This window comes from Methylorubrum populi (genome assembly GCA_036946625.1).
Classification (GTDB): Bacteria; Pseudomonadota; Alphaproteobacteria; order Rhizobiales; family Beijerinckiaceae; genus Methylobacterium; species Methylobacterium populi_C.
Window position 1 is genome coordinate 1,056,033 of the sequence record JAQIIU010000003.1, and the last position, 24,840, is coordinate 1,080,872.

The following is a 24,840-nucleotide window of genomic DNA, read 5'->3' on the forward strand; positions in this document are numbered from 1 at the left end:
AGCGAGGGCCGACCTGCGCACATCATCACGACCAAGCCACCCAGGGCGGCGGTCGCGCCCAAGGCACGATACGCGGAAGCGGAAGACGTCATGGCCGCATCGTGCCGGCCGGCCTTTACCGGCGCATTCACCCAAAGCGTCGCATTTGAAGAAACGGGCCGGTCGGCATGAGGAACGACGCGTTCGCCGAAGCAACCGACTCGAACAGGCCCTGAGCCGACCGGGCCGGGCGGCCTGCAGCCGGAGGTGGTGTCGCCCGCGCACAACAGCGGCACCGGGATTGCCGGGATCGGGGTGAGGAACGGTTAACCATCGCGGCCGTATCCCGTATCGGAGAGGCTCCCCGGAACCTTGGCCGACCGATGCCGCCCCGCACCCGCCCGCCCCGCACCGGACTTGCCCACGGATGGGCCGCCCTCGCGCTGGCGGGCAGCCTGTTCCTGGTCGCCGGCCCCGCGCCCGCCCAGGACGGCCCCAATGGTGCGGCGGTGGCGATCGCCGCCGAAACCGTCGTCCGGGACGGCACCACGCGGTTGACCCTCACCCTGTCGAAACCCGTCGAGGCCCGCGCCTTCGTGATGGAGCGGCCCGACCGGGCGGTGATCGACCTGCCGGAGGTGAACTTCCAGATCGGGCATGAGACCGGCCAGGCGACCGGGCGCAAGCGCGACGGACTCGTCGCCTCGTTCCGCTACGGCCTGTTCGCTCCGGGCCGCTCGCGCATCGTGGTCGATCTCGCCGGTCCCGCGGTGGTGGAGGCCATCGAGACCACCAGGACGCGCGAGGGCGCGGTTCTGCTCTCGATCCCCTTCCGCAGGGTCGACCGCGACAGCTTCCGCAAGGCGGCGGTGGCGGGCGATCCGAGCCCCGCCGCGGCGGGACGATCCGCGCCCGCCCGCGAGGCCGCCGACACCCGCCCGCTGATCGTGATCGATGCCGGCCACGGCGGCACCGATCCCGGCGCGATCGCCGCCACCGGCGTGTTGGAGAAGGACATCGTCTTCGGCTTCGCCCAGTCCTTCGCCGAGCGCCTGGAGCAGAGCGGCCGCTACCGCCTCGTGATGACCCGCGACCGCGACGTGTTCGTGCCGCTGGGGGAGCGCGTGCGCATCGCCCGCGAGGCGAAGGCCGACCTGTTCGTCTCGATCCACGCCGATTCGATCTCGGCCGCGCCGCAGGTGAAGGGCGCCACGATCTATACCGGCTCGGAGAAGGCGACCGACGGCGAATCCGCCCGGCTCGCCGAGCGCGAGAACCGGGCCGACGCCGCCGCCGGCACCGAGTCCGGCGACGGGCCGACCGACGTCGCCGACATCCTCCAGGAACTCACCCTGCGCGAGACCCGCGGCTTCTCGGCGGGCTTCGCAGGCCGGCTGATGGGCCAGCTCTCGCCGGTGATGGAGATGAGCACGAAGCCGCACCGCGAGGCCGGCTTCAAGGTGCTGCGCTCCCCCGACGTGCCCTCGGTGCTGATCGAACTCGGCTACCTGTCGAGCAAGAGCGATCTGGAGAAGCTGCAATCGGAGGAATGGCGCGCGCGGGTGACCGGCTCGATGGCCAAGGCCGTGGACCTGTTCTTCTCCGGCCGCGCCACGCTCTCGCGGCCCGCGCCGGTCCCGCCGCGCAAGGCGGCGGCCATCGCCCCAGTTTCACCATAGAGCCGGTGTCGATACGGGGCTCGACGAGCCCCCGTCCGCTTGCAAGAAGCGCGGCCGCGCGGGGCCTCACCAGAGCCCGCGGCAGGCCCGCGCGCCCGCCTCCATCGGCGCGCAGCGGACGAGCGACGGAACAGACCCCGGATGCGTTTCATCCTGCGATTCTTCGCCTTCCTGTTCTCGGCCGGCGCGGTGGTGTTCTGCATCGCCGCCGCGGTCGGGGCGTTCTTCTACTGGAAATACAGCCAGGATCTGCCCGACCACGCCGCGCTCGCCAATTACGAGCCGCCGGTGATGACCCGCGTGCACGCGGCGGACGGCTCGCTTCTGGCCGAGTACGCCCACGAGCGGCGCCTCTACCTGCCGATCCAGGCGATGCCGAAGATCGTGGTCGCCGCCTTCCTCTCGGCGGAGGACAAGAACTTCTACAAGCACGGCGGCATCGACCCCGAGGGCATCGTGCGCGCGGTGCTCACCAACGCCCAGTCCGGCAAGAAGCAGGGCGCCTCGACCATCACCCAGCAGGTGGCCAAGAACTTCCTGCTCTCCTCCGAGCAGACCTACGACCGCAAGATCAAGGAAGCGCTGATCGCGCTGCGGATCGAGTCGACCTACTCGAAGGACAAGATCCTCGAACTCTACCTCAACGAGATTTTCTTGGGGACGATCGTTCCGGGGCGTAACCTGCACGGCGTTGCCGCCGCGGCGCTGGATTACTTCGGGAAATCCGTCCACGAGCTGACGATCAACGAGGCGGCCTATCTCGCCGCCCTGCCGAAGGGGCCGAACAACTACCACCCCTACCGGCGGACTCAGGCGGCGCTGGCGCGGCGCAACGAGATCATCGGTCTGATGGCCCAGAACGGCTACATCACCGCCGAGGAGGCGACGGAGGCCAAGAAGCAGTCGCTCGGCGTCAACCCCCGCGTCGCCTTCCCGAACGCGGCCAACGCCAACTACTTCACGGAAGAAGTCCGCCGCGAGATCTCCGAGCGCTACGGCCAGAGCAAGCTCTACGAGGGCGGGCTGTCGGTGCGCGCCACCCTCGACCCGAAGATGCAGGCTCTCGCGCGCAAGGCGCTGATCGACGGCCTCGTGCGCTACGATCAGGGCCGCGGCTGGCGCGGGGCCGAGCACCGGGTCGACCTCACCGGCCGCGACTGGGGCCAGGCGGTGGCCGAGATGCCGGCGCTCGGCGACATCGCCCCCTGGCGGCTCGCCGTGGTGCTGAACACCAGTGGCGGCGTGGCGCAGATCGGCCTGCAGCCGAAGCGCGAGGCCTCCGGAGCCGTCTCGAAGGAGCGTGAGACCGGCGCGATCGCGGCGGAAGGCGTGAAGTGGACCGGCCGCGCGGTCGCCACGGCGCTCAAGGTCGGCGACGTGGTCTATGTCGAGCCGATCGATCCCGCCAAAGGCACCTACCGCCTGCGCCAGAAGCCCGAGGTGTCGGGCGCCATCGTCGCGATGGACCCCTATACGGGGCGCGTCCACGCCATGGTCGGCGGCTTCTCCTACGAGGAATCCGAGTTCAACCGCGCCACCCAGGCGATGCGCCAGCCCGGCTCCTCGTTCAAGCCGATCGTCTACTCGGCGGCGCTCGACAACGGCTACACCCCGTCCTCGGTGGTGCAGGACGCGCCGATCACCATCGAGGCCGGTCCCGGCCAGGAGGCGTGGTCGCCCTCGAACTACGACGGCAAGTCGGGCGGGCCGCACACCCTGCGCTACGGCATCGAGCACTCGAAGAACCTGATGACGGTGCGGCTGGCCAAGGACATCGGCATGCCCTTGATCGCCGAGTACGCCCGCCGCTTCGGCGTCTACGACGACCTGCTGCCGGTGCTGCCGATGTCGCTGGGCGCGGGCGAGACCACGGTGATGCGCATGGTCACCGCCTACTCGATGCTGGCCAATGGCGGGCGGCGCATCCGCCCGACCCTGATCGACCGCATCCAGGACCGCACCGGCGAGACGATCTACCGCCACGACAACCGCAAATGCGTCGGCTGCGACGCGGAGAAGTGGTCGGGCCAGGACGAGCCGAAGCTGGTGGACGAGTCCGAGCAGGTGCTCGACCCGCTCACCGCCTACCAGATGGTCTCGATCATGGAGGGCGTGGTCCAGCGCGGCACCGCGACCCTGCTCAAGCAGATCGGCAAGCCCCTCGCGGGCAAGACCGGCACCACCAACGACGCCAAGGACGCGTGGTTCGTCGGCTTCTCCCCGGATCTCGCGGTCGGCGTCTATCTCGGCTTCGACAAGCCGCGCTCGCTCGGCGACCGGGCGACCGGCGGCGGCCTCGCCGCCCCCATCGCCCTCGACTTCCTGAAGGTGGCGCTCAAGGACAAGCCGCCGACCCCGTTCCGGGTGCCGCCGGGGATCAAGCTGATCCGCGTCAACGTGGCCTCGGGCACCCGCGCCGGCTCGGGCGAGGGCGGCGGCACCATCCTGGAGGCGTTCAAGCCCGGCACCGCGCCGCCGGACGCCTACGTCGCCCCGGCCGCCCCCACGGCGGTGCCGCCGGATACCGGTGCCGCCGCCCAGGCCGGCGGCGTCTACTGAGCGCCCCTCTGGACTGTCTTGAGACGAGCGTCGGACCGCTCGAATGCCTCATCCGGCTTGCGTCGCGGTCCTGGATTGCTTCGCTTCGCTCGCAATGACGGAGTGGATCCCGCCTCCCCGTCATTGCGAGGCGGAGCCGCCCTCAGGGGCGGCTCTTTTCGTTTGGGCGGCGTGGGGGTGCCGACAGGCGATCGTATTCAACGAAGACGTTCTTCGCCGGCCCGCGCGCGCCGAAGAACGGCCTTTCCCGAAAGCGTGAAAAAACGCCCGATCATTCCTTTGACGAAAGGACTCGGCGCGGCAATGATCTGCAACAACGACGCGAGATCGCAGTAGAATGCGCTCGCGACACAAGTTGTTCCAGATCATTCCTCTCGAAGACGAGCGACGTGCCGCCATGACCGCCCGAACCGATCTTTCCTCGCCCGAACCGATCCGCTTCGCCTACTGGGTGCCCAACGTTTCGGGCGGACTCGTCATCAGCAGGATCGAGCAGCGCACCGGTTGGGACATCGACTACAACCGCAAGCTCGCGCAGATCGCGGAAGCGTCCGGCTTCGACTACGCCCTGACGCAGATCCGCTTCACCGCCGGCTACGGCGCCGAGTACCAGCACGAATCGGTCGCCTTCAGCCACGCGCTGGCGGCGGCGACCACGCGGCTGACGGTGATCGCCGCGATCCTGCCGGGCCCCTGGAACCCGACGCTCGCGGCCAAGCAGATCGCCACGATCAGCCAACTCACGGAAGGGCGGATCGCGGTCAACATCGTCTCGGGCTGGTTCTCCGGCGAATTCCGGGCGATCGGCGAGCCCTGGCTCGACCACGACGAGCGCTACCGCCGCTCGGAGGAATTCATCCGCTCGCTTCGCGGGATCTGGACGCAGGACAATTTCAGCTTCCGCGGCGACTTCTACCGCTACAGCGACTACACCCTGAAGCCGAAGCCGGGCGCGCGCCTGCCGGAGATCTTTCAGGGCGGCTCCTCGCGGGCGGCGCGCGACATGGCGGCCCGCGTCTCCGACTGGTACTTCACCAACGGCAACACGCCCGACGGCGTGCGGGCCCAGGTCGAGGACATCCGCGCCAAGGCGGCCGGGAACGGCCATTCGGTGAAGGTCGGCGTCAACGCCTTCGTGATCGCCCGCGACACGGAGGAGGAGGCCCGCGCGGTGCTGCGGGAGATCATCGACCACGCCGACCCGGAGGCGGTGCGGGCCTTCGGCCACGAGGTGAAGAACGCCGGCAAGGCTTCGCCGGAGGGCGAGGGCAACTGGGCGAAGTCGAGCCTCGAGGATCTCGTCCAGTACAACGACGGCTTCAGGACCAACCTGATCGGCACGCCCGACCAGATCGCCGAACGCATCCTCGCCCTGAAGGATGCCGGCGCCGATCTCGCGCTGCTCGCCTTCCTGCACTTCCAGGAGGAGGTGCAGTATTTCGGCGAGCAGGTGATCCCGCGGGTGCGTGCGCTCGAAGCCGCGCGCGAGCGCCGGGCCGAGGCGGCCTGACGACAAGACCCTCCCCCCTCTGCGGGGGAGGGATGATCCCGCGCCTTTCCTCCACCGACGGAGACCGCCCATGACCATCGCCGTCAGCCCCACCACGGCCGAGGCCGGAAGCCGGCCGCAGGGCGTGCCGGGGCCCGCCCGCCCGCAAAAACCCGCCCACGTCATCCGCGACGACGCCGAGGCGATCCGCATCGCGCACGACCTCGCCGGAAAATTCCGCGAGGGCGCGTCCGAGCGCGACCGCACCAACGCCCGTCCGCTCGAGGAACTCGACGCCTTCTCCCAGAGCGGCCTGTGGTCGATCAACGTGCCGAAACGCTTCGGCGGGCCGGAGGTGTCCTACAGGACGCTGGCGCAGGTGATCGCGATCATCGCCGCCGCCGACCCCTCCATCGCGCAGATCGCGCAGAACCATCTCGGCATCGTCGCGGCGATCCGCACCGTGTCCGACCCGGAGCAGCAGGCGCTGCTCTTCGCCGAGGTCCTGAAGGGCACCCGCTTCGGCAACGCCTTCTCCGAGCGCGGCAGCAAGCGCGCCGCCGAGTTCGAGACCCGCTTCACCGATCACGGCGACCACGTCATCGTGCGAGGGCAAAAGTTCTATTCCTCGGGCGCCCTGCTCGCCCATCTCGTGCCGATCGTCGCCCTCGATGGAGAGGGTCGCGCCTGGTACGCCATCGCCGAGCGCGACGCAGCCGGCCTGACCGTGATCGACGACTGGTCGGCCTTCGGCCAGCGCGGCACCGCCAGCGGCACCGTCCTCGTCGAGGACGTGCGGGTGGAGAAGAGCCATCTCGTGCCGGGCTACCGCGCCTACGAGGCACCGCGGGCGGACGGGGCGATCTTCCAGATCATCCAGGCGGCGGTCGATGCCGGGATCGGCCGCGAGGCGCTCGACGACACGATTCGCTTCGTGCGCGAGAAGGCCCGGCCCTGGATCGACAGCGGAGGGGAGCGGGCCGCGGACGACCCCTACACCATCCGCGCCATCGGCGACCTGACGATCCGCCAGCACGCGGCGGAAGCGCTGCTCGACCGGGCGGGCCTCGCCATCGACGCGGCGGTGGCGAACCCGACCGCCGAGAGCGTGGCGGCGGCCCAGCTCGCCACGGCCGAGGCCAAGGTGCTCACCACCGAAGCGGCGCTCGCGGCCTCGAACACTTTGTTCGAACTGTCGGGCACCCGCTCGACGCTGGCCGAGCACAACCTCGACCGACACTGGCGCAACGCCCGCACCCACACGCTTCACGATCCCGTACGCTGGAAAGTCGCGATCGTCGGCAACCATGCGCTCAACGGGGTGAACCCGCCGCTCCACGCCTGGAGCTGATAGATGACGGGGCGGCTTGCGCGAACCGCCCCGCCGTCCGATCCTGGAACCGGACGACGGACGGAGCCGGGACCATGGCGCGCCACATCCACCGGACCTGGCTTCCCACCATGGCCAAGCCGAAGCCGGCCCTGCCGGACGAGTGGGAGAAGCGGACGATCGTCACCGCCTGCGAGGCATTCATCCGCGACGTGCTCAAGCCCCGCTTCCTGCCGGAGATCCGGCCGAGCGAGTTCAATTACGTGATCGACCTCCGCGGCACCTGGGCCGGGGGACGCTACCGCTTCCTGATGCGCTACCGCGTCGGATCGGGAGAGAACGCCGGCGAGGAGTTCGACGCGCCCTTCGCCCGGATCGTCCGGACGGGACGCGACCGCTTCGACATCGACTGGATGCGCCATACCGGACAATGGTGGCCGCTCCACGAGGGCAAGACCCTGAAAGACGCCTTGCATATCCTGGAGACCGATGGCGTCCTGTTTCCCCACTGCTGAAGAGGCGCAGGGGGGAGCCATGAGCGAATACCAGTATTACGCCTTCCAGGCGGTGGACCGGCCGCTCTCCCAGGGCGACCGGGCGGCTTTGCGCGCGATCTCGACCCGGGCCGAGATCACCGCCACGACCTTCGAGAACCACTACGAGTGGGGCGACCTCAAGGGCGATCCCAAGGTCTTCATGGACCGCTGGTTCGACGTCCACGTCTACCTCGCGAACTGGGGCACGCGCCGCCTCATGCTGCGCCTGCCCAAGCGGCTGATCGACCGGGCCACCCTCGTGCGCTTCGTCGGCGAGTACGACGGCGCGACGCTGCGGGCCTCGGGCGACAACCTCGTCCTCGACATCGTGAGCGATCCCGAGGAACCCGGCGACGAGTGGACCGACGACGGCAGCGGCCGGCTCGGCGAACTGGCGCCCCTGCGGGCCGATCTCCTCGCGGGCGACCTGCGGGTGCTCTACCTCGTCTGGCTGATGGCGGCGCAGGCGGGCGCCCTCCCGGAGGATGCGGAGGAACCGCTGCCGGGGATCGGTCCGCTGACCGGCCCGCTCGCCGCCTTCGCGGAGTTCTTCGGGATCGACGCGGATCTCGTCGAGGCCGCCGCCGAGCGGAAGCCGGCCGGCCCCGAGGCTTCTCCCAAGGCGGCGCGAGCGGCGGTCGAGGCCCTGCCGGAGGCCGAAAAGACCGCCCTGCTCCTGCGCGTTCTGGACGGCGACGGGCTGGTCGGCACCGAACTGCGCCGGCTCGCCCGCCCCCCGGCCGGAGACGGCCCGGTGCCGCGCAGCCTCGGCACGCTGCGGGCGCGGGCGGAGGCGGTTCGCGCCGCGCGGGAGCGGGCGGAGGCGGAGCGGCGCGAGACCGAGCGGCGGCGAGAGGCGGAGAAAGCCGAGAAAGCCCGCCGCGCCCGCATCGCCGCGGTGGCGCGCCGGGGCGAGAGCGCGTGGCGGGAGGTCGAGGACGAGGCGGAACGGCGCAACGCCTCCGGCTACGACCGGGCGGCCCAGCTCCTCGCCGACCTGAGGACGCTCGCCGAGGAGGGCGGCACCTCGGACGCCTTCCACCGACGGCTTGCCGCGATCCGCGAACGCCACACCCGCAAGCCGCGCTTCATCGAGCGCCTCGACGCGCTGGGCTGAGGGATCTGCGCCATAGGGCGCGGCGCGGGAGCGTTTCGGCATCCCCGTCTCGCAGGGCGCGGTGGAACGCAGGAAAGCCCCGCGTCCGGGCCGCCCGCATGCCCTCGTTGTCGGCCTGGACCGGCGCGCATCTGGCGCCGGGTTGCTACGCCGCGATGAGGCGGCGTGCGAGGGCTTCGTCCTCGCGCTCGCCTCGGGACGCATCGAAAACAGGATCAAACGCGTTCGGGGCCGGCAGAGCCGGCCCCGAGTGTCGGCGAGGATTACTCCTCGTCGCCGCCCTTCTTCTTGTTGAAGGCGGCGCCGAGGATGTCGCCGAGCGAGGCACCCGAATCGGCCGAGCCGAACTGGGCCATCGCCTCGCGCTCCTCGGCCACTTCCAGAGCCTTGATCGAGACCTGCACGCGGCGGGCCTTGCGATCGAACTGGATGACGCGGGCGTCGAACTTCTCACCGGCGGCGAAGCGCTCCGGGCGCTGGTCGCCGCGGTCGCGGGCGAGCTCGGCGCGGCGGATGAAGGTCTGCATGTCGGTGTCGACGAGCTTCACCTCCAGGCCGGAATCCTTCACCTCGACGACTTCGCAGGTGACGATCTGACCCTTCTTGATCTCGCCGGCTTCCGCGAAGGGATCGCCGCCGAGCTGCTTCACGCCGAGCGAGATGCGCTCCTTCTCGACATCGACGTCGAGAACCTGGGCGCGCACCATGTCGCCCTTCTTGAACTCCTCGATCACCTGCTCGCCGGGACGGTTCCAGTCGAGATCCGACAGGTGGACCATGCCGTCGACATCGCCTTCGAGGCCGATGAACAGGCCGAACTCGGTCTTGTTCTTGACCTCGCCCTCGACCTCGGAGCCCACGGGGTGCTTCTCGGCGAAGGCCTCCCAGGGGTTCTGCAGGGTCTGCTTGAGGCCGAGCGAGATGCGGCGCTTGACCGAATCGACCTCCAGGATCTGCACCTCGACCTCCTGGGAGGTGGAGACGATCTTGCCCGGATGGACGTTCTTCTTGGTCCAGCTCATCTCGGAGACGTGGATCAGGCCCTCGATCCCCGGCTCCAGCTCCACGAAGGCGCCGTAGTCGGTGATGTTGGTGACGCGGCCCTTGAGCTTGGCGCCCTCGGGGTAGCGGGCGGCGATGCCCTCCCACGGATCGGCGAGAAGCTGCTTGATGCCGAGCGAGATGCGGTGCGTCTCGTGGTTGATCTTGATGATCTTGACCTTCACCGTCTGGCCGATGGTCACGACCTCCGACGGGTGGTTCACGCGGCGCCACGCCATGTCGGTGACGTGCAGCAGGCCGTCGATGCCGCCGAGATCGACGAAGGCGCCGTACTCGGTGATGTTCTTGACGACGCCGTCGATGACCTGACCTTCCTCGAGGTTGGCCACCAGCTCCGAGCGCTGCTCGGCGCGGCTCTCTTCGAGCACGGTGCGGCGCGACACGACGATGTTGCCGCGGCGGCGATCCATCTTGAGGATCTGGAACGGCTGGGGCGTACCGAGCAGCGGGGTGACGTCGCGCACCGGGCGGATGTCGACCTGCGAGCGCGGCAGGAACGCCACGGCGCCGTCGAGATCGACGGTGTAGCCGCCCTTGACCTGGTTGAAGATCGTGCCGGTCACGCGCTCGTTGGCCTCGAAGGCCTTTTCGAGCTTGACCCAGCTCTCCTCGCGGCGCGCCTTGTCGCGCGAGATGACGGCTTCGCCCAGCGCGTTCTCGATGCGGTCGACGTAGACCTCGACCTCGTCGCCGACCTTGAGCTCGCCCTCGCGGCCCGGGCCGGTGAATTCCTTGAGAGGGACGCGCCCCTCGGTCTTGGCGCCGATATCGATGACGGCGACATCCTTCTCGATGCCGACGACGGTGCCCTTGACGACCGAACCCTCGGTGATCTCATGCTGGAGGAAGGACTCCTCGAGCAGGGCCGCGAAATCCTCGCGGGCCGCGGTGCTTGCGTTCAGACCAGCAGACATTCTTTCTCCTGAATGGCCTCGCTCGGGAGGCCGGCGTCGACGGCTCGTGCTGCGGAACGCCCCCGTTCACCGCCGCCCGCCGGATGGACGATCCGGCCGGGCTCACCTCCTCTCGGAGGGCCGACGCATGCTCAAAGCGATGGTCGAGGGCCGATCTCCCCGGCGATGCGGCCGCCGGGCACGGAAGCCCGGATCCTGACGCCATCGTTGAGGAAATCGGTGCGAGCGATACCGGATCCGGGCGCCGGACGCAACGTGGGCGGTGAGGGATTCAGGGCCATCGCTCGAAGCCGCCTGAGCGGCTTCGCGGCGCGAAGAGCGCCGCGGCCGGTCGTGGGTTGCACGCCTCCGGCGCGCCCCTTCGGGTCCGGGTTCGCCTTCGGCGCACCGGAATGACGGCCGTCCGGTGCTGTGGCGGCGCCTCCGCATCCAGAGGTCGCATCCCGTCAACCCGGGTTCGCAGCCCTGGTGAGGATCGCGAGGACGGCGAAGTCCCGTCGCCACGACCTGTCCGGATGACGCTCGTCTTGGGGATCAACTCGTCTTGGGGATCAACCCGTGACTTCGGTTCGGCCGGGCTGCCCGCCGGTTCGAGTCAGGGCATAGAGCGTGATCGCCGCCGCGTTCGAGACGTTGAGGCTGCGGATCGCCCCGACCGCGTCGATGCGCACGAGCAGGTCGCAGCATTCGGTGGTGCGCTGCCGCAGGCCCTTGCCTTCCGCACCGAGCACGAGCACCGCCGGGCGGCGGGGGCCGACCGTATCGAGGGGCGTGCCGGCGTCCGAATCGAGACCGATCCGGGTGAAGCCGCACTCGCCGAGCGTGATCAGGGCCTCGGCGAGATTGCGCACGATCACCAGCGGCACGTGCTCCAGGCCGCCCGAGGCCGATTTCGCGAGCACGCCGGTGGCGTTGGGCGAGTGACGCGCGGTGGTGACGATGGCGGTGACGCCGAAGGCCGCCGCGGTTCGCACGATCGCGCCGACGTTGTGCGGGTCGGTGATCTGGTCGAGCGCCAGCAGCAGCGCGTCGTCGGGCATCGCGTCGAGGGCGGGCGCGGCGAGCGGCTCGGCCTCGGCGTAGAGGCCCTGATGCACCGCGTCGGGCCCGAGCAGCCTGTCGATATCGCTGGGACGGACGATCTCCGGCTCGATCGGCAACGCGGCGAGCTCCTCCTTCAGGCGGGCGAGCGCGTTCTCGGTGGCGAGCAGCCGATGGAAGCGACGGCCTGCATTCGCGAGAGCCTGCGAGACGGGGTGCCATCCGTAGAGCACGACATGGTCGTGTCCCTCCCGTGCCGCCGGACCGCCCCGCTGCTGTGTCCGCGGGCGGTGCCGGAACGCGTGCGGCTTGGATCCGTGCGACTTGGATCCGTGCGGCTTGGCCGGGCCGTCGCGCGGCGGGGTCATGGGCGTGTCTTTCGAGGCGGGAGGGGATGCGGCGGATCAGGCGCCCGAGAAACCGACCTGACCGCTCCGCGTCAAGCCGCCGATTGATGCGGCAAGGCCGTTGCCGTCCGTCCGCAACCCGATTATAGACCGGTCGCCGTCGGACAGCGCCCTTCGTCTATCGGTTAGGACGTCAGCCTTTCACGCTGAAAAGGCGGGTTCGATTCCCGCAGGGCGCGCCACACTGTTGTTGCCCCTAAATGCCTGACGGGGCCTCGCGGGTTTGCGTGATGTACTCGCGGGGTGATCGGTAGCCTAGCGCCTCGTGCGGGCGGACCTCATTGTAGTGGGTGAGCCCAGGCAGGCAGTTGCTCAAGAACGGTGCGTGCATCGGGCGTCGGGTTCAGGCGGACATAGTCGCGCTTGAGCGTGCGGACGAAGGCTTCGGCCATGCCGTTGGACTGCGGGCTGCTGACCGGTGTGGTACGCGGGACCAAGCCGATGTCGCGCGCAAAGCGCCTGGTGTCGCCGGCGACGTAGGGGCTGCCGTTGTCGCTGAGCCACTCGATCGGCTCGGCCAGGCGGTTCACGGGCCCGAAGCGGTGTTCGACGGTTGCGACCATCAAGTCGCGGACGTCCTCGGCGGTGATGCCGCCGGTGGTGGCGACGTGTCCCATCGCTTCCCTGTCACAGCAATCGAGCGCGAAGGCGACACGCACCTTCTCGCCGTTGTCGCAGTTGATCGCCAACGCGTCGGAGCACCAGCGGGTGTTGCGCCGATCAACCGCGACACGGCCGTCGCTGAAGCGAGACCCTGTCAGGTCATTTAGGGGCCATCTCATCGCTGGAGGCGACGAGCGGGGCGCCTTGTACGGCCGGGGGCGGAGCAGGCTCTTGCCCGCTCGCCTCGGGCGGCGCTAAACACGGTCGCGGACTCGGAAGCAGCGACCGAACCGAGGCCCATCAAGGACTTGTCCTCGATCGGACCGGTTCTCCTGCGTCGGCGGCGAACCACGTCGCAACAGCGGTTCGCCGCCGCGGGACCGACAGGTGGCCGGATCGAACAAGGCCACGCCTCGGCAAGGGTGTGGCCTGTGCGGACCCAACGAGACAACGGTCGCTCAGGGCGGCTTGGAGAGGAGTACATCGTCGGATGGCCGCAGACGTCGAGTTTCTCATCGACCGCCGCCGCCTGCGCCGCAAGCTGACCCTGTGGCGGGTGCTCGGCATCGGCGCCGTCATCGTCGCCGTGGGAGCGGTCGGCTACCGGGCGCGGGTCGGCGAGGGCCGCTTGTTTCCGGCCACCGAGAACCAGATCGCCCGCATCTCGATCGGCGGCTTCATCACCGGCAGCGAATCGACCCGCAAGCTGATCGAGCGCGTCGGCGAGTCGAAGGCGGTACAGGGTGTGGTGATCTCCATCTCCTCACCCGGGGGCACCACCACCGGCTCCGAGGAACTGTACCGGAACCTGCGTGCGCTGGCGGCGAAGAAGCCGATGGTCGCCTTCGTGGACGGAACCGCGGCCTCGGGCGCCTACATCACCGCGATCGCCGCCGACCACATCGTCGCGCGCGAGACGGCTCTCGTCGGTTCGATCGGCGTCTTGTTTCAGTATCCGGACGTGTCGGGGCTGCTCGACAAGGTCGGCGTGAAGGTCGAGTCGGTCAAATCCTCGCCGCTGAAGGCGGAGCCCTCGGGCTTCAGCCCGACCTCGCCGGAGGCTCGCGCCGCGCTCTCGGCGATCGTCCTCGACACCTATGGCTGGTTCAAGGGGCTGGTGGTCGAGCGCCGCGGCATGAACGACAGTCAGATTGCCGCCGTCGCCGACGGCCGCGTGTTCAGCGGCCGCCAGAGCGTGCCGCTGAAGCTCGTCGACGAACTCGGTGGCGAGCGTCAGGCGGTGGCGTGGCTGGAGGCGGAAAAGCAGGTTTCCAAGAACCTGCCCGTGAAGGACTGGAAGCCGAAATCCGAGGGTGGGCTCAAGCTCTGGTCGGCCCTGGGCCTCGGCGCGGACCTGCTCGGCCTCGAAGGGCTGGCGAGCCGCCTGCGCGCGGCCGGGGAGGAAACCGCCGGACTCGCCGGCGGCGGTCTCCTGGCCGTCTGGCGCCCGGCGCCCTGAGGTCCCGCGCCGCGTCCGCCCCGCATCCGGAAGAGAGCCGCATGATCAAGTCGGAACTCGTGCTCAAGATCGCCGAGCAGAACCCCCATCTCTACCAGCGCGATGTCGAGACCCTCGTCAACGCGATCCTCGACACCATCGCCGATGCCCTCGCCCAGGGGGATCGGGTGGAGTTGCGCGGCTTCGGCGCCTTCTCGGTGAAGCGTCGCGAGGCACGGCGCGGGCGCAATCCCCGTACCGGCGAATCCGTCGCGGTCTCGGAGAAGGCGATCCCCGTCTTCAAGACCGGCAAGGAGATGCGTCTGCGCCTCAACCAAGCCGGGATCGGCGACGAGCACGCGAGCGCCTGACCCGTCGCGGCGTCGGGTCGGCCGTGGCGGCGGTGCGCAGGCGCACTAAATTCCGACCCGAACCTTTCGCGACTGCCGCTCGGCAGCGCCGTGGCCGGGCCGGCCATAGGCCCGATCGTCCCGCCGGAGATCCGTTGCATGATCCGTTTCCTGAAGGCGCTGGTGCTGTTGCCGGTGGCCGTGGTGGTCGTCCTGCTGGCGGTCGCCAACCGTGAAGCCGTGACCCTCTCCTTCGATCCGTTCTCGCCCGAACCCGTGTTCAGCCTGGTCCTGCCGCTCTACGCCGTGGTGTTCGGCGCGGTGGCGCTCGGCATCCTCGTCGGCGGCATCGGAAGCTGGCTCGGCCAGAGCGGAACCCGCCAGCGGGCGCGCTACCACCGGCGCGAGGCCGACCGTCTCGCCAAGGAGGCGGCGGAGCTGAAGACGTTCGGCACGCCGGGTACCGAACCCGTCCATACCGGGGCCGGCACCCGCAACGCCCTGCCGGCACCGGCAGGAGCCCACTGAGGGCGAGGATATCCGTTCGGGCCATGCAGAGCGTGCGCGTCAAGATCTGCGGGCTCAGCAGCGAGGCGACGCTCGATGCGGCGCTCGATGCGGGCGCCGACCTCGTCGGCTTCGTCCACTTCCCGAAGAGCCCGCGTCACGTCACCCTGGAGCAGGGCGGCCGTCTCTCGCGCCGGGCGCGGGGGCGGGCGGAACGCGTCGTCCTGCTGGTCGATCCGGACGACGCCCTGCTCGCGGCCGCGATCGAGGCCCTGGATCCCGACCTGATCCAGCTTCACGGGCGGGAGACGCCGGAGCGGGTCGCGGAGGTTCGGGCTCGGACCGGCCGGCCGGCGATGAAGGCGATCGGGGTCGCCTCCGCCGATGATCTCGCGAGCCTGCCGGCCTATGCGGCGGTGGCCGACCGCCTTCTGCTCGATGCGAAGGCCGCCCCCGGCGCGACGCTCCCCGGCGGCAACGGACGGACCTTCGACTGGGGTCTCTTGAAGTCTGCCGAATTCCCCCTCGGCACGATGCTGTCGGGCGGACTCGACGCCGGCAACGTCGCGGCGGCGCTGGCATCCACCGGACTCACGGCCGTCGACGTCTCCTCGGGCGTCGAGCTTCACCCGGGCGAGAAGGACCCGGCGAAAATCGCCGCCTTCGTCGCCGCCGCCCACGGCCGGACCTGACCCGCCGCGGCTCCCGGGCCGCACCGCGGGCTTCTTTTGACGGCGATTGTCCGGGCATGCCGCATTGCGGCCGCTCCGCCATGGGTCTAGCACGCACCCTGACGACAGATCTTCGCGAAGGACCCGTCCCCGTGACGCCGAACCCCGCTCCCAATTCCTTCCGCACCGGGCCGGACGAGCGCGGCCGCTTCGGCATCTTCGGCGGCCGGTTCGTGGCCGAGACGCTGATGCCGCTGATCCTCGACCTGGAAAAGGCCTATGCCGAGGCCAAGGCCGATCCGTCCTTCAAGGCGGAGATGGAGTCCTACGGCACCCATTACATCGGCCGTCCGAGCCCGCTCTACTACGCCGAGCGGCTGACCGAGCACCTGCGCGGCCACGCACCGACGGGGCAGGGGGCCAAGATCTATTTCAAGCGCGAGGAATTGAACCACACCGGCTCGCACAAGGTGAACAATGTGCTCGGCCAGATCCTGCTCGCCCGCCGCATGGGCAAGCCGCGGATCATCGCCGAGACCGGCGCGGGCCAGCACGGCGTCGCCACGGCGACGCTCTGTGCGCGGTTCGGCCTGAAATGCGTGGTCTACATGGGCGCGGTCGATGTCGAGCGGCAGGCGCCGAACGTGTTCCGCATGAAGATGCTGGGCGCCGAGGTGATCCCGGTGCAATCGGGCACGCGCACCCTGAAGGACGCGATGAACGAGGCCCTGCGCGATTGGGTCACCAACGTCGCCGATACGTTCTACTGCATCGGCACCGTGGCCGGCCCGCACCCCTACCCGGCGATGGTGCGCGACTTCCAGTCGGTGATCGGCATCGAGACGAAGCGGCAGATGCAGGAGATGGAGGGCCGGCTGCCGGACTCGCTCGTCGCCTGCATCGGCGGCGGCTCGAACGCGATGGGCCTGTTCCACCCGTTCCTCGACGACCGCGAGGTCGAGATCTACGGGGTCGAGGCGGCCGGCCACGGCGTTCAGAGCGGCCTGCACGCGGCCTCGCTGACCGGCGGGCGCCCGGGCGTGCTGCACGGCAACCGCACCTACCTGCTGATGAACGAGGACGGCCAGATCGCCGACGCGCACTCGATCTCGGCCGGTCTGGACTATCCCGGCATCGGCCCCGAGCACGCATGGCTGCACGAGATGGGCCGCGTCACCTACCTCTCGGCGACCGATTCCGAGACGCTGGAGGCGTTCAGGCTCTGCTCGGTGCTGGAGGGCATCATCCCGGCCCTGGAGCCCGCCCATGCGCTCTCCAAGGTCCTGGAGCTCGCCCCGACCAAGCCCGCCGAGCACCTGATGGTCCTGAATCTCTCCGGTCGCGGCGACAAGGACATCCCGCAGGTCGCCCAGATTTTCGGCCAGACGCTCTGAGCCGGATAACCTGCGCGGCCCATCGAACAGGCCGTTGACACCCGCGCGCCCTTCTCCCTATATCCGCCCCACCGGACGGTGCCGAGCGGGCGCCCTTCGTGGCGGCGGGGTAGCTCAGTTGGTTAGAGCAGAGGAATCATAATCCTTGTGTCGGGGGTTCAAATCCCTCCCTCGCTACCAATCATTCCGGTATTTCAGCTCGATATATTGAACCGGCTTCCGCGCCATCCGTGACTTGGCTCATGTGGGCGGTCGCAGCGATCGTGCGATGCGCCCCTGGTTCCGATCCCTCGACTTTCGCGTTCAGTCCGTTCGATCGGCCCAGGGCGAAGAGCCCTATCGAGTCGTGTTCCCTGGCGTGGTGTCGCGTCGAGGAGCCACCACGATCATCGGCAGGGCCGGTGGTTTGATCAGGCTGCCAGGGTGGACAGGCTGACAGCGGAGCCGAGGCCGGCATCCCGCCCAAGCGCAGCCGCAAGAGCCCGCGCTCCCATGCTCGCAGCCATCCCCATCCGGTCCGAATATTCAATTCCTCACGGCGCCCTGCGAAGCTTGGCTCTGCTCATCGTTCAGCCGAACTGAATTCGCAGTCAGCCGGTCCGATCGACTTCAGGGCCGAGATCAAGGTCGACTCACCGCTTCTCCGATGCGATCGTCAACTCGCCTTGGATCTCGCAGTCCGATCCACCGAGCGTCGGCGGCATTCGGCGCACCGGCAAGCGCATACCGTCGAACCGGTAAGGCGGCGCCAGAACGTGGGGGGCCGCTTCCGTTCCTTCGCTCTGCGGGACGACAAGACCGGCATCCCTCGCCCGCTCCGAGGTGAGGGCCTCGTGCAATCCCAGCACTTCGCCGCACGGAATGCCGGCTGCCGCGAGCCGGGCGAGGAGGTCAGCCCGGCTCCATTTATCGAGTTCCGCCTCCAGAAGCGGCACGAACGCGGCGCGGTTTCTCGACCGGTCGAGGTTCGTCGCGAAGCGCGGATCGGCGCAGAGATCGGGCCGCTCCAGCACCTGCTCGCAGAAGCGGCGGTACTGTCCGTTGTTGCCAACCGTGAGCACGATCGATCCATCGCGTACCTGAAACACGCCGTAGGGCACGATCGACGGATGCGCGTTGCCGAAGCGGGCCGGATCGTGGCCGCGCACCAGCGCCTCCAACCCGTAGTACGAGGTCAGCGCCACACCGCAATCGAACAGGGCGAGTTCGACGAGGCGTCCGCGCCCCGTGCGCTCGCGCTGGAACAAGGCGGCGAGCACGGCCTGAGCCGCGTACTGGCCGGTGAACAGATCGACCGCCGCGAGACCGAACTTGAGAGGCGGACGCTCGGCCTCGCCATTGAGAGCCATCAGGCCGGCCTCGCCCTGCACCACGAGATCGTAGCCCGGCCGCGTGGCCTCCGACCCGTCCGAGGCGTAGCCCGAAATCGTGCAGTAGACGAGGCGCGGGTTCTCGGCGGAGAGGGCGGCGTAGCCGAGACCGAGCCGCTCGGCACCGCCGGTCTTGAAATTCTGCACCACGATGTCGCTCCGGCGCGCCAGGTCGCGAACCATGGCGAGCCCCTTCGGATCGGTGAGATCGACACGGATCGAGCGCTTGTTGCGATTCACGCTGTCGAAATACGAGGTGCTGGTGGCTCCCGTCCGCAGGCCCCAGTCGCGCGTGTCGTCGCCGCGTTCGGGATGCTCGACCTTGATCACGTCCGCACCGAGATCACCCAGAACCTGGCCGCACCATGGTCCCGCGAGCACCCGGGACAGGTCGAGCACACGGATGCCGGCGAGCGGCAGATCGTCGGGATCGAATTGCGTCAACTCTCTCTCCTCGTTCCAAGCCTCTCCGCCAAGCCTCTCCAATCCCGATCGTGACGAGAGAGGTCCGACGGATGAGCGCCGTTCCACCCGAAGGCGCGGGATGATGGTGCGCCGGAACCGGGCCTCAGGCGCCCATCATCCCTTCGAAGCCGCGCACGGCCTCGATGAGCTTCGGACGCGCCACGTCCATCAGGAAGGCCGCGTCGGTGATGACCGTCGGCGCGCCGCAACTGACCGACATCGGCGGCAGGCCGCCGCCGGGGAGAAAGCCGACGGCGATCGCCGAGGCCGAGGCCTGCCAGTCGCCGAAGGAGGTGCAGCACCCGATCTCGCGGTGCTCCACGACAGCCTTGTCGAGGCCCGCGCGCAACGCCGGCCAAGCCAGCGGATCGTAGGCCTGAAGCTCCGCGTACAGCGCGGAGCGCTCCCCGTCGGAGCAGACCGCCACGTAGGCCCGGCCCAGCGCCGAGCGGCCGAGCGAGATGCGCGAGCCCGTGTCGATGTTGAGCGAGATCGCGGCGGGTCCCCGGTGGCAGTCGATGTAGCGCATGCTCAGCCGGTCCCGGACGCCGAGGGCCACCGAGGCGTTCGTCGCCTGGGCGAGGGAGCGCAGGACCGGCCGGGCGATCTGGCGCACGTCGAGTCCGCCGAGGGCCATGGAACTCAGAGCGATGAGCTGCATGCCGAAGCGGTACTTGCCCGATTCCTCGACGTAGTGCAGGTAGCCGAGCTTCGTCAGAGTGTAGGTCAGGCGCGACACGGTGGAGCGCGGCAGGTTGCAGGCCTCGGCGATGTCGTGGTTGGCCAGCATCCGCCGTTCCCGTCCGAAACAGGCCAGCACCGCGAGGCCTCGGGCCAGGGCCGTGACGAAATGCCGGTCCTCTTTCGGGCCACCCGCGTCTTCGTCGGGATCGATCGAAGGTTCGCTCACCGGTTCGGTCCTCATCGGGAGAAGAAGGCCGCGAAGGCGGCCTGCGCGGCAGGCGCCCGGCGCAGGGCCTGGAAGGTTTCGGCCTCGCTCGCGAAGGCGCGGGCCAACGCCGCCTCGTGGACGGCCCGCAACAGGCGCTTGGTGGCTGCGACCGAGGCAGGCGGCAGCGCGACGAGGGCCCGCGCCCGCTCCAGCGCGGTGCGCAGGACCGTGCCCTCGGCGACCACCGCGTTGACGATCCCGGCCTCCAGCGCCGCCTCGGCCCCAAAGGGCTCGCCCAGCATCAGCAGTTCGGCAGCGCGTTTCTTGCCGGCGACCAGGGGCAGCAGGTAGCTCGACCCCCCTTCGGGACTGAGCCCGAGGCTCACGAAGGGGAGGCGGAACCGGGCGCGCGTCCCCGCATAGGCGAAGTCGCAATGCAGGAGCAGTGTCGTGCCGATGCCGACGGCATGGCCCTCGACCGCGGCGACCACCGGCTTCGGGCAGGCGGACAGCACCCGCAGGAAGGACAGGCCGGGACTCTCCTCACCCGTATCCGCCGTATCGCGGAAATCCGCGAGGTCGTTGCCGGCCGTGAAGCATCCGCCCGCGCCGGTCAGCACGACGACGCGCACGGTGTCGTCCACGCCCGCCTGTCCGACGGCGGCCCTGAGCGCTCCGTAGGTCGCCCGGTCGAGGGCGTTGCGCCGAGCCGGGCGGTCGATGGTGAGGAGGCGCACGCCGTCCGTCGGGTCGGTGATGCGCAGGGTCTCGCTCATGGGTCCGGGTTCCTTCAGGCCGCCAGCCGGGCACGGGCTTCGGCATAGTCCTGCGCGAGGCGCGCCACGACCTCGGCCGTGGGCGGCACGTCGCGGATCGTGCCGACGCCCTGGCCCGCGCCCCACACGTCGCGCCAAGGTTTCACACGATCGCTGGCGAAGCTCATCGCGCTCTTGTCGGCGGCCGGCAGCGCGTCGGGGTCGAGCCCCGCGGCGCGGATGCTCGGGGACAGGTAATTGCCCGGAACGCCGGTGAAGAAGGACGTGTACAGGATGTCCGCGGCGCGGCTTTGCGCGACCATGGCCTTGTAGGCCGAGGCAGCGTTTGCTTCGGCGGTGGCGATGAAGCGGGTGCCCATATAGGCGAGATCCGCGCCCATGACCTGCGCCGCGAGGATCGCGGAGCCCGTCGTGATGGCTCCCGACAGGATCAGCAGCCCGTCGTAGAAGCGGCGCACCTCGCCGACGAGCGCGAAGGGGCTGAGGGTGCCGGCATGTCCCCCGGCCCCGGCGCAGACGAGGATCAGCCCGTCGACACCCGCCTCCAGTGCCTTCCCGGCGTGCTTCACGGTGGTGACGTCGTGGAAGACGAGGCCGCCATAGGCGTGCACCGGCCGCACCACGGCGTCCGGTGCGCGCAGGCTGGTGATGACGATCGGCACCCGGTGGCGCACGCACGCGTCCACGTCCTGCGCCAGCCGGTCGTTCGAGGCATGGACGATCAGGTTCACGGCAAACGGCGCGATCCTGGCGGCGGGGTCCGCCGCGCGCGCCGCGGCGAGTTCGCCGGTGATCCGGGTCAGACAGGCGTCGAGCGTGGCGGCCGGCCGTGCGTTGAGCGCCGGGAAGGAGCCGACGATGCCGGCGCGGCACTGGGCGATCACCAGTTCCGGCCCCGAGACGATGAACATCGGCGCGGCGACCACCGGCAGGGCGAGGTTGTCGCGCAGGATCGGCGGGAGGCGGCTCACGCGTCCTGCGCCTCCCGCGCGAAGTAGAGATCGTGCAGGCGATCGAGATCGACGTCCGCCGCCGGGGCGGTGAGACGCACCTGTCCGCCGCGCAGGAGATGCACGTCGTCCGCGACCGAGAGGGCGACGCGGGTGTTCTGCTCCACCAGCAGGATCGTCGTCCCGGCTGCCTTGAGGCGCGCGATGATGTCGAACACCTCCATGACGATGACCGGCGCGAGGCCGAGACTCGGCTCGTCGATGAGCAGGATCCGCGGCTGCGACATCAATCCCCGGCCCATCGCGAGCATCTGCGCCTCGCCGCCCGAGAGCGAGCCCGCCGCCTGGCCCCGCCGCTCGCGCAGGCGCGGGAAGAGGCCGTAGACCCGGTCGAGGCCGGCGGCGAGGTCGCCGCGGCAGCGCTTCGGGTAGGCGCCGAGACAGAGATTTTCCTCCACGCTCATGTCGCGGAAGACGAGCCGGCCCTCGGGCACCATGACGATGCCCCGGTCCGCAAGCTCCCAGGTCTTGCCGGTGAGCCGCTCGCCCCTCAGGCGAATCTCGCCGTCGTGCGGGATCAGGCCGGTGAGCGTGCGCAGCAGGGTCGTCTTGCCCGCCCCGTTCGGGCCGACGATCGCCGTGAGGGCCCCCTCGCGGAAACGCAGCGAAAGATCCCACAGCACCGTGATGTGGCCGTAGCCGGCCCGGAGATTCCGAAGCTCAAGCATGGACGGCCCCCGTATAGCTCTCGACGACGCGGGGATCGCGGAAGACCTGCGCCGGCGTGCCGTCGGCGATGACCTCGCCGAAGTTCAGGACCACGGCCCGTGAGCAGAGTCCCGAAATCGTTTCGATGTCGTGCTCGACGATGACGATGGTCAGTCCGAAACGCCGATGCAGTTCCCTGAGTTTGGCCGTGAACTGACGCTTGGCCTGGCTCTCCAGCCCCGCCAGCACCTCGTCGAGGAGGAGGAGCTTCGGCTCGGTGGCGAGCGCCTTGGCGATCTCCAGCCGCTTCAGTTCCTGGAGCGCCAGCGCACTCTCGGCCGGGCGGTCCCCCTGTTGCTGCAATTCCAGCACGGACAGGATTTCCTCGATGCGCCCCGGATCGCGGCGGCCTGCGCCGAAGATCTGGGCGACCGCGAGGTTCTCCCGCACGGTCAGGTGCATCATCGGCTTCGGGATCTGGAAGGTGCGGCCGATGCCGAGCCGGGCGCGCCGGTGCAGCGGCAGCTTCGTCACGTCGCGGCCCTGGAACAGGATCCGCCCGCGCACCCGCGTCAGCCCCGAGATGCCGTTGAACAGGGTGGTCTTGCCGGCGCCGTTCGGACCGACCAGGCCCACGATCTCGCCCGGCTCGATCGCGAAGGACACGTCGCGCAAGGCGACCAGCCCGCCGAAGCGGACGGTGACGGCTTCAAGCTGCAGCATCGCGGTCTCCCTTCGCGCGGATCAGACCCAGAAGGCCGTTCGGCGCGGCCAGCACCATGACGACGAGGACGATGCCCAGGATGATCTGGTGGCCGACCGCGATCAGCCCCTTCGCCACCACCTGATCGAACAGATAGATGATCACCGCCCCGCCGATCGGGCCGATCACGGTTCGATAGCCGCCGAAGATCGCCGCGATGATCGGCATCAGGCTCCAGATGCCGGAGAAGGCGTATTCGGGCTCCAGGAAGCCGATGATGTGGGCGTTGAGCGCTCCGAACACGCCGGCGATGAAGGCCGAGAGCAGCAGCATCATCGACTTCAGGAGGATGCTGTTGACGCCCACGACCCGTGTCGCATCCTCGCTCTCGGCGATGGCGCGGAGCGCGAGGCCGACCGGGCTGCGCCGGACCGCGGCATAGGCCAGCGCGCAGAGCGTCACGATCGCAACGAGCAGGAGATAGCTGCCGGTGCGGCTCGCCAGGTCGAGGCCGAACACGCTGGGCAGGCCGGGAATGCCCTGGAGGCCCGCCCCACCGCCGGTGAGCCAGGAGGCTTCGGTCGCGAGGATGCGGAAGATCTGCGCGTAGGCGAGGATCGCGAGCGCGAAGTAGGGACCGGAGAGCCGCAGGGCCGGCAGCATGGCGAGCGAAGCCGCCGCGGCGATCAGGCCGCCCGCCGGCACGGTGAGCAGCACCGGAAGATCGAGCTTGCCCGAGAGGAGGGCCGAGGCGTAGCCGCCGACCCCGAAGAACGCGGCATGGCCGAACGAGACCATGCCGCCGAGGTTGCCGAGCAGCGCCCAGGCGAGCGCGATGCCGGCCAGGATCAGCGCCGAGATCAGGAGGCCGAGCATGTAGTTACTCGCGCCCGTCATCACCGGCAGGAGCGCCAGCACGAGCAGGCCCGCGGCGAGGGCCGCTTTCCCGGGGAGCGCGGCGCGAGAGGCGGCACCGCCGCGCGGCAGGGCCGTGGGTGTGAGAGGGGTCATGCGGGCACCTCAGCCGCGGCGGGCACGGGCGCCGAACAGGCCGTTCGGCAGCAGGAACAGGACGAGGAGGAACAGCACCATGCCGACGAGTTCCTGAAGCGCGGAACTCGCGAGCGTGACGGTGAGCGCCTCGGTGATGCCGAGCAGGATCGCGGCGAGAAACACGCCGGGAATCGAGCCCACGCCGGCCAGTACGGTGACGATGAAGGCCTTGACGGTCAGCGCGTGGCCGAGTGCCGGCTGCACCACGCTCATCGTGAAGAGGGCCACCCCGGCAAAGCTCGCCAGGGCGCCCGCCACGAGGAAGGCGGTGAGTTCCGTGCGCACGGGGCTGATGCCCATCAGCGTGGCGGCCGCCCGGTTCGACGAGACGGCGCGAACGGCCCGTCCATACCAGCTCTTCCTGAGCCACCACCACAGGGCGACCATCAGGACGAGGCTCAAGGCGAAGGCGATCAGCTCGCCGTTCATGGCGTAGATCGGCTCCAGCACCGTCGCGTCCTGCAGGACCGGAGAGGACGTGGTGCGCACGTCGCTCGCGAAGACGAGCAGGATCGCGTTCGTCAGGACGATGCCGACCCCGAAGGTGAGGATCAGCGAGTTCAGCTCGCGATGGTCGCGGATGCGGTCGATCATCAGGAAGACGGCGGTGCAGACGAGCGTCACGACGACGAGTGCCAGCGGGATCGCGAGGTAGGGATCGAGGCCGGCGCGGGCCTCGACGACGTAGGCGCAGTAGGCGGCGAGCAGGACCAACTCGCCGTGGGCGAGATTGATGATCCGCATGGCGCCGAAGGAAATGGCCAGGCCGAGGGCCACCAGGGCGTAGACGCCACCGACGAGGAGGCCCGAGAACAGGGCCTGCAGGAGGAGTTCGATCATGTCGGCC

21 protein-coding genes, 2 tRNA genes and 1 pseudogene are annotated in these 24,840 nt (G+C 69.6%); 13 read left to right on the forward strand and 11 right to left on the reverse strand.

Annotated features, from left to right (window positions below; genetic code table 11):
- Positions 1-362: 362 nt before the first annotated feature.
- The 6 genes from PGN25_16360 to PGN25_16385 all read left to right on the forward strand — a co-directional run bounded on the left by PGN25_16360 (position 363) and on the right by PGN25_16385 (position 8,689).
- Entirely contained in the window at positions 363-1,658 is a 1,296-nt protein-coding gene (locus PGN25_16360; protein ID MEH3119111.1) for an N-acetylmuramoyl-L-alanine amidase, read from the forward strand.
- A 141-nt stretch (positions 1,659-1,799) separates the two neighbouring features.
- Positions 1,800-4,217, forward strand: coding sequence for a penicillin-binding protein 1A (locus PGN25_16365; protein ID MEH3119112.1), 2,418 nt, complete (start codon positions 1,800-1,802; stop codon positions 4,215-4,217).
- A 397-nt stretch (positions 4,218-4,614) separates the two neighbouring features.
- Positions 4,615-5,727, forward strand: a complete 1,113-nt coding sequence (gene sfnG / locus PGN25_16370; protein ID MEH3119113.1) for a dimethyl sulfone monooxygenase SfnG — start codon at positions 4,615-4,617, stop codon at positions 5,725-5,727.
- 70 nt (positions 5,728-5,797) lie between these two features.
- Entirely contained in the window at positions 5,798-7,057 is a 1,260-nt protein-coding gene (locus PGN25_16375) for an SfnB family sulfur acquisition oxidoreductase (GenBank protein MEH3119114.1), read from the forward strand.
- Between the two features lie 74 nt (positions 7,058-7,131).
- Positions 7,132-7,551, forward strand: a complete 420-nt coding sequence (locus PGN25_16380; GenBank protein ID MEH3119115.1) for a hypothetical protein — start codon at positions 7,132-7,134, stop codon at positions 7,549-7,551.
- A gap of 19 nt (positions 7,552-7,570) precedes the next feature.
- The gene (locus PGN25_16385; GenBank protein ID MEH3119116.1) at positions 7,571-8,689 is read left to right on the forward strand and encodes a hypothetical protein; all 1,119 of its coding nucleotides are present in this window, start codon (positions 7,571-7,573) and stop codon (positions 8,687-8,689) included.
- A gap of 263 nt (positions 8,690-8,952) precedes the next feature.
- Here the strand turns inward: PGN25_16385 and rpsA are convergent, their stop codons facing one another.
- Together rpsA and rlmB are read right to left on the reverse strand one after the other, a co-directional pair.
- Entirely contained in the window at positions 8,953-10,665 is a 1,713-nt protein-coding gene (gene rpsA, locus PGN25_16390) for a 30S ribosomal protein S1 (GenBank protein MEH3119117.1), read from the reverse strand.
- Positions 10,666-11,216: 551 nt separating this feature from the next.
- Positions 11,217-12,074: a 23S rRNA (guanosine(2251)-2'-O)-methyltransferase RlmB gene (rlmB, locus tag PGN25_16395; GenBank protein MEH3119118.1), complete on the reverse strand. Its 858-nt coding sequence runs from the start codon at positions 12,072-12,074 to the stop codon at positions 11,217-11,219.
- A gap of 146 nt (positions 12,075-12,220) precedes the next feature.
- On the opposite strand from rlmB, the gene PGN25_16400 reads away from it, so the two are divergent.
- Positions 12,221-12,295 (forward strand) — tRNA-Glu (locus tag PGN25_16400).
- Between the two features lie 14 nt (positions 12,296-12,309).
- Here the strand turns inward: PGN25_16400 and PGN25_16405 are convergent.
- A pseudogene (locus tag PGN25_16405) lies at positions 12,310-12,853 on the reverse strand (DDE-type integrase/transposase/recombinase).
- Between the two features lie 353 nt (positions 12,854-13,206).
- On the opposite strand from PGN25_16405, the gene sppA reads away from it, so the two are divergent.
- The 6 genes from sppA to PGN25_16435 all read left to right on the forward strand — a co-directional run bounded on the left by sppA (position 13,207) and on the right by PGN25_16435 (position 17,256).
- Positions 13,207-14,175, forward strand: a complete 969-nt coding sequence (gene sppA / locus PGN25_16410) for a signal peptide peptidase SppA (protein MEH3119119.1) — start codon at positions 13,207-13,209, stop codon at positions 14,173-14,175.
- A 41-nt stretch (positions 14,176-14,216) separates the two neighbouring features.
- Entirely contained in the window at positions 14,217-14,525 is a 309-nt protein-coding gene (ihfB, locus tag PGN25_16415) for an integration host factor subunit beta (GenBank protein MEH3119120.1), read from the forward strand.
- A 138-nt stretch (positions 14,526-14,663) separates the two neighbouring features.
- Positions 14,664-15,032: a LapA family protein gene (locus PGN25_16420; GenBank protein MEH3119121.1), complete on the forward strand. Its 369-nt coding sequence runs from the start codon at positions 14,664-14,666 to the stop codon at positions 15,030-15,032.
- 23 nt (positions 15,033-15,055) lie between these two features.
- A complete protein-coding gene (locus PGN25_16425; GenBank protein MEH3119122.1) occupies positions 15,056-15,703 on the forward strand; it encodes a phosphoribosylanthranilate isomerase in 648 nt (215 codons plus the stop codon).
- Positions 15,704-15,834: 131 nt separating this feature from the next.
- The gene (gene trpB, locus PGN25_16430) at positions 15,835-17,076 is read left to right on the forward strand and encodes a tryptophan synthase subunit beta (protein MEH3119123.1); all 1,242 of its coding nucleotides are present in this window, start codon (positions 15,835-15,837) and stop codon (positions 17,074-17,076) included.
- A 103-nt stretch (positions 17,077-17,179) separates the two neighbouring features.
- Positions 17,180-17,256: transfer RNA gene (locus PGN25_16435), tRNA-Met, on the forward strand.
- A gap of 452 nt (positions 17,257-17,708) precedes the next feature.
- Here PGN25_16435 and PGN25_16440 read toward each other — a convergent pair.
- The 8 genes from PGN25_16440 to PGN25_16475 form a co-directional block, all read right to left on the reverse strand.
- A complete protein-coding gene (locus tag PGN25_16440; protein MEH3119124.1) occupies positions 17,709-18,890 on the reverse strand; it encodes a CoA transferase in 1,182 nt (393 codons plus the stop codon).
- Positions 18,891-19,014: 124 nt separating this feature from the next.
- Positions 19,015-19,821, reverse strand: a complete 807-nt coding sequence (locus tag PGN25_16445) for an IclR family transcriptional regulator (protein ID MEH3119125.1) — start codon at positions 19,819-19,821, stop codon at positions 19,015-19,017.
- An 11-nt stretch (positions 19,822-19,832) separates the two neighbouring features.
- Positions 19,833-20,579 (reverse strand): enoyl-CoA hydratase-related protein, encoded by a 747-nt coding sequence (locus PGN25_16450; GenBank protein MEH3119126.1) that lies wholly within the window; start codon positions 20,577-20,579, stop codon positions 19,833-19,835.
- A 14-nt stretch (positions 20,580-20,593) separates the two neighbouring features.
- A complete protein-coding gene (locus tag PGN25_16455; GenBank protein MEH3119127.1) occupies positions 20,594-21,550 on the reverse strand; it encodes a nitronate monooxygenase family protein in 957 nt (318 codons plus the stop codon).
- Positions 21,547-22,257 carry an ABC transporter ATP-binding protein gene (locus PGN25_16460; GenBank protein ID MEH3119128.1) on the reverse strand — a complete coding sequence of 237 codons (711 nt, stop codon included), beginning with the start codon at positions 22,255-22,257 and terminating at the stop codon, positions 21,547-21,549. Before PGN25_16460 ends, PGN25_16455 begins: the two co-directional genes overlap by 4 nt.
- Positions 22,250-22,960, reverse strand: a complete 711-nt coding sequence (locus PGN25_16465; protein MEH3119129.1) for an ABC transporter ATP-binding protein — start codon at positions 22,958-22,960, stop codon at positions 22,250-22,252. The genes PGN25_16460 and PGN25_16465 overlap by 8 nt, the downstream gene beginning before the upstream one ends.
- Complete coding sequence (locus PGN25_16470; protein MEH3119130.1) at positions 22,947-23,951, reverse strand: branched-chain amino acid ABC transporter permease; 1,005 nt, start codon at positions 23,949-23,951, stop codon at positions 22,947-22,949. Before PGN25_16470 ends, PGN25_16465 begins: the two co-directional genes overlap by 14 nt.
- Before the next feature lie 9 nt (positions 23,952-23,960).
- Positions 23,961-24,833 (reverse strand): branched-chain amino acid ABC transporter permease, encoded by an 873-nt coding sequence (locus tag PGN25_16475; GenBank protein MEH3119131.1) that lies wholly within the window; start codon positions 24,831-24,833, stop codon positions 23,961-23,963.
- Positions 24,834-24,840 lie beyond the last annotated feature (7 nt).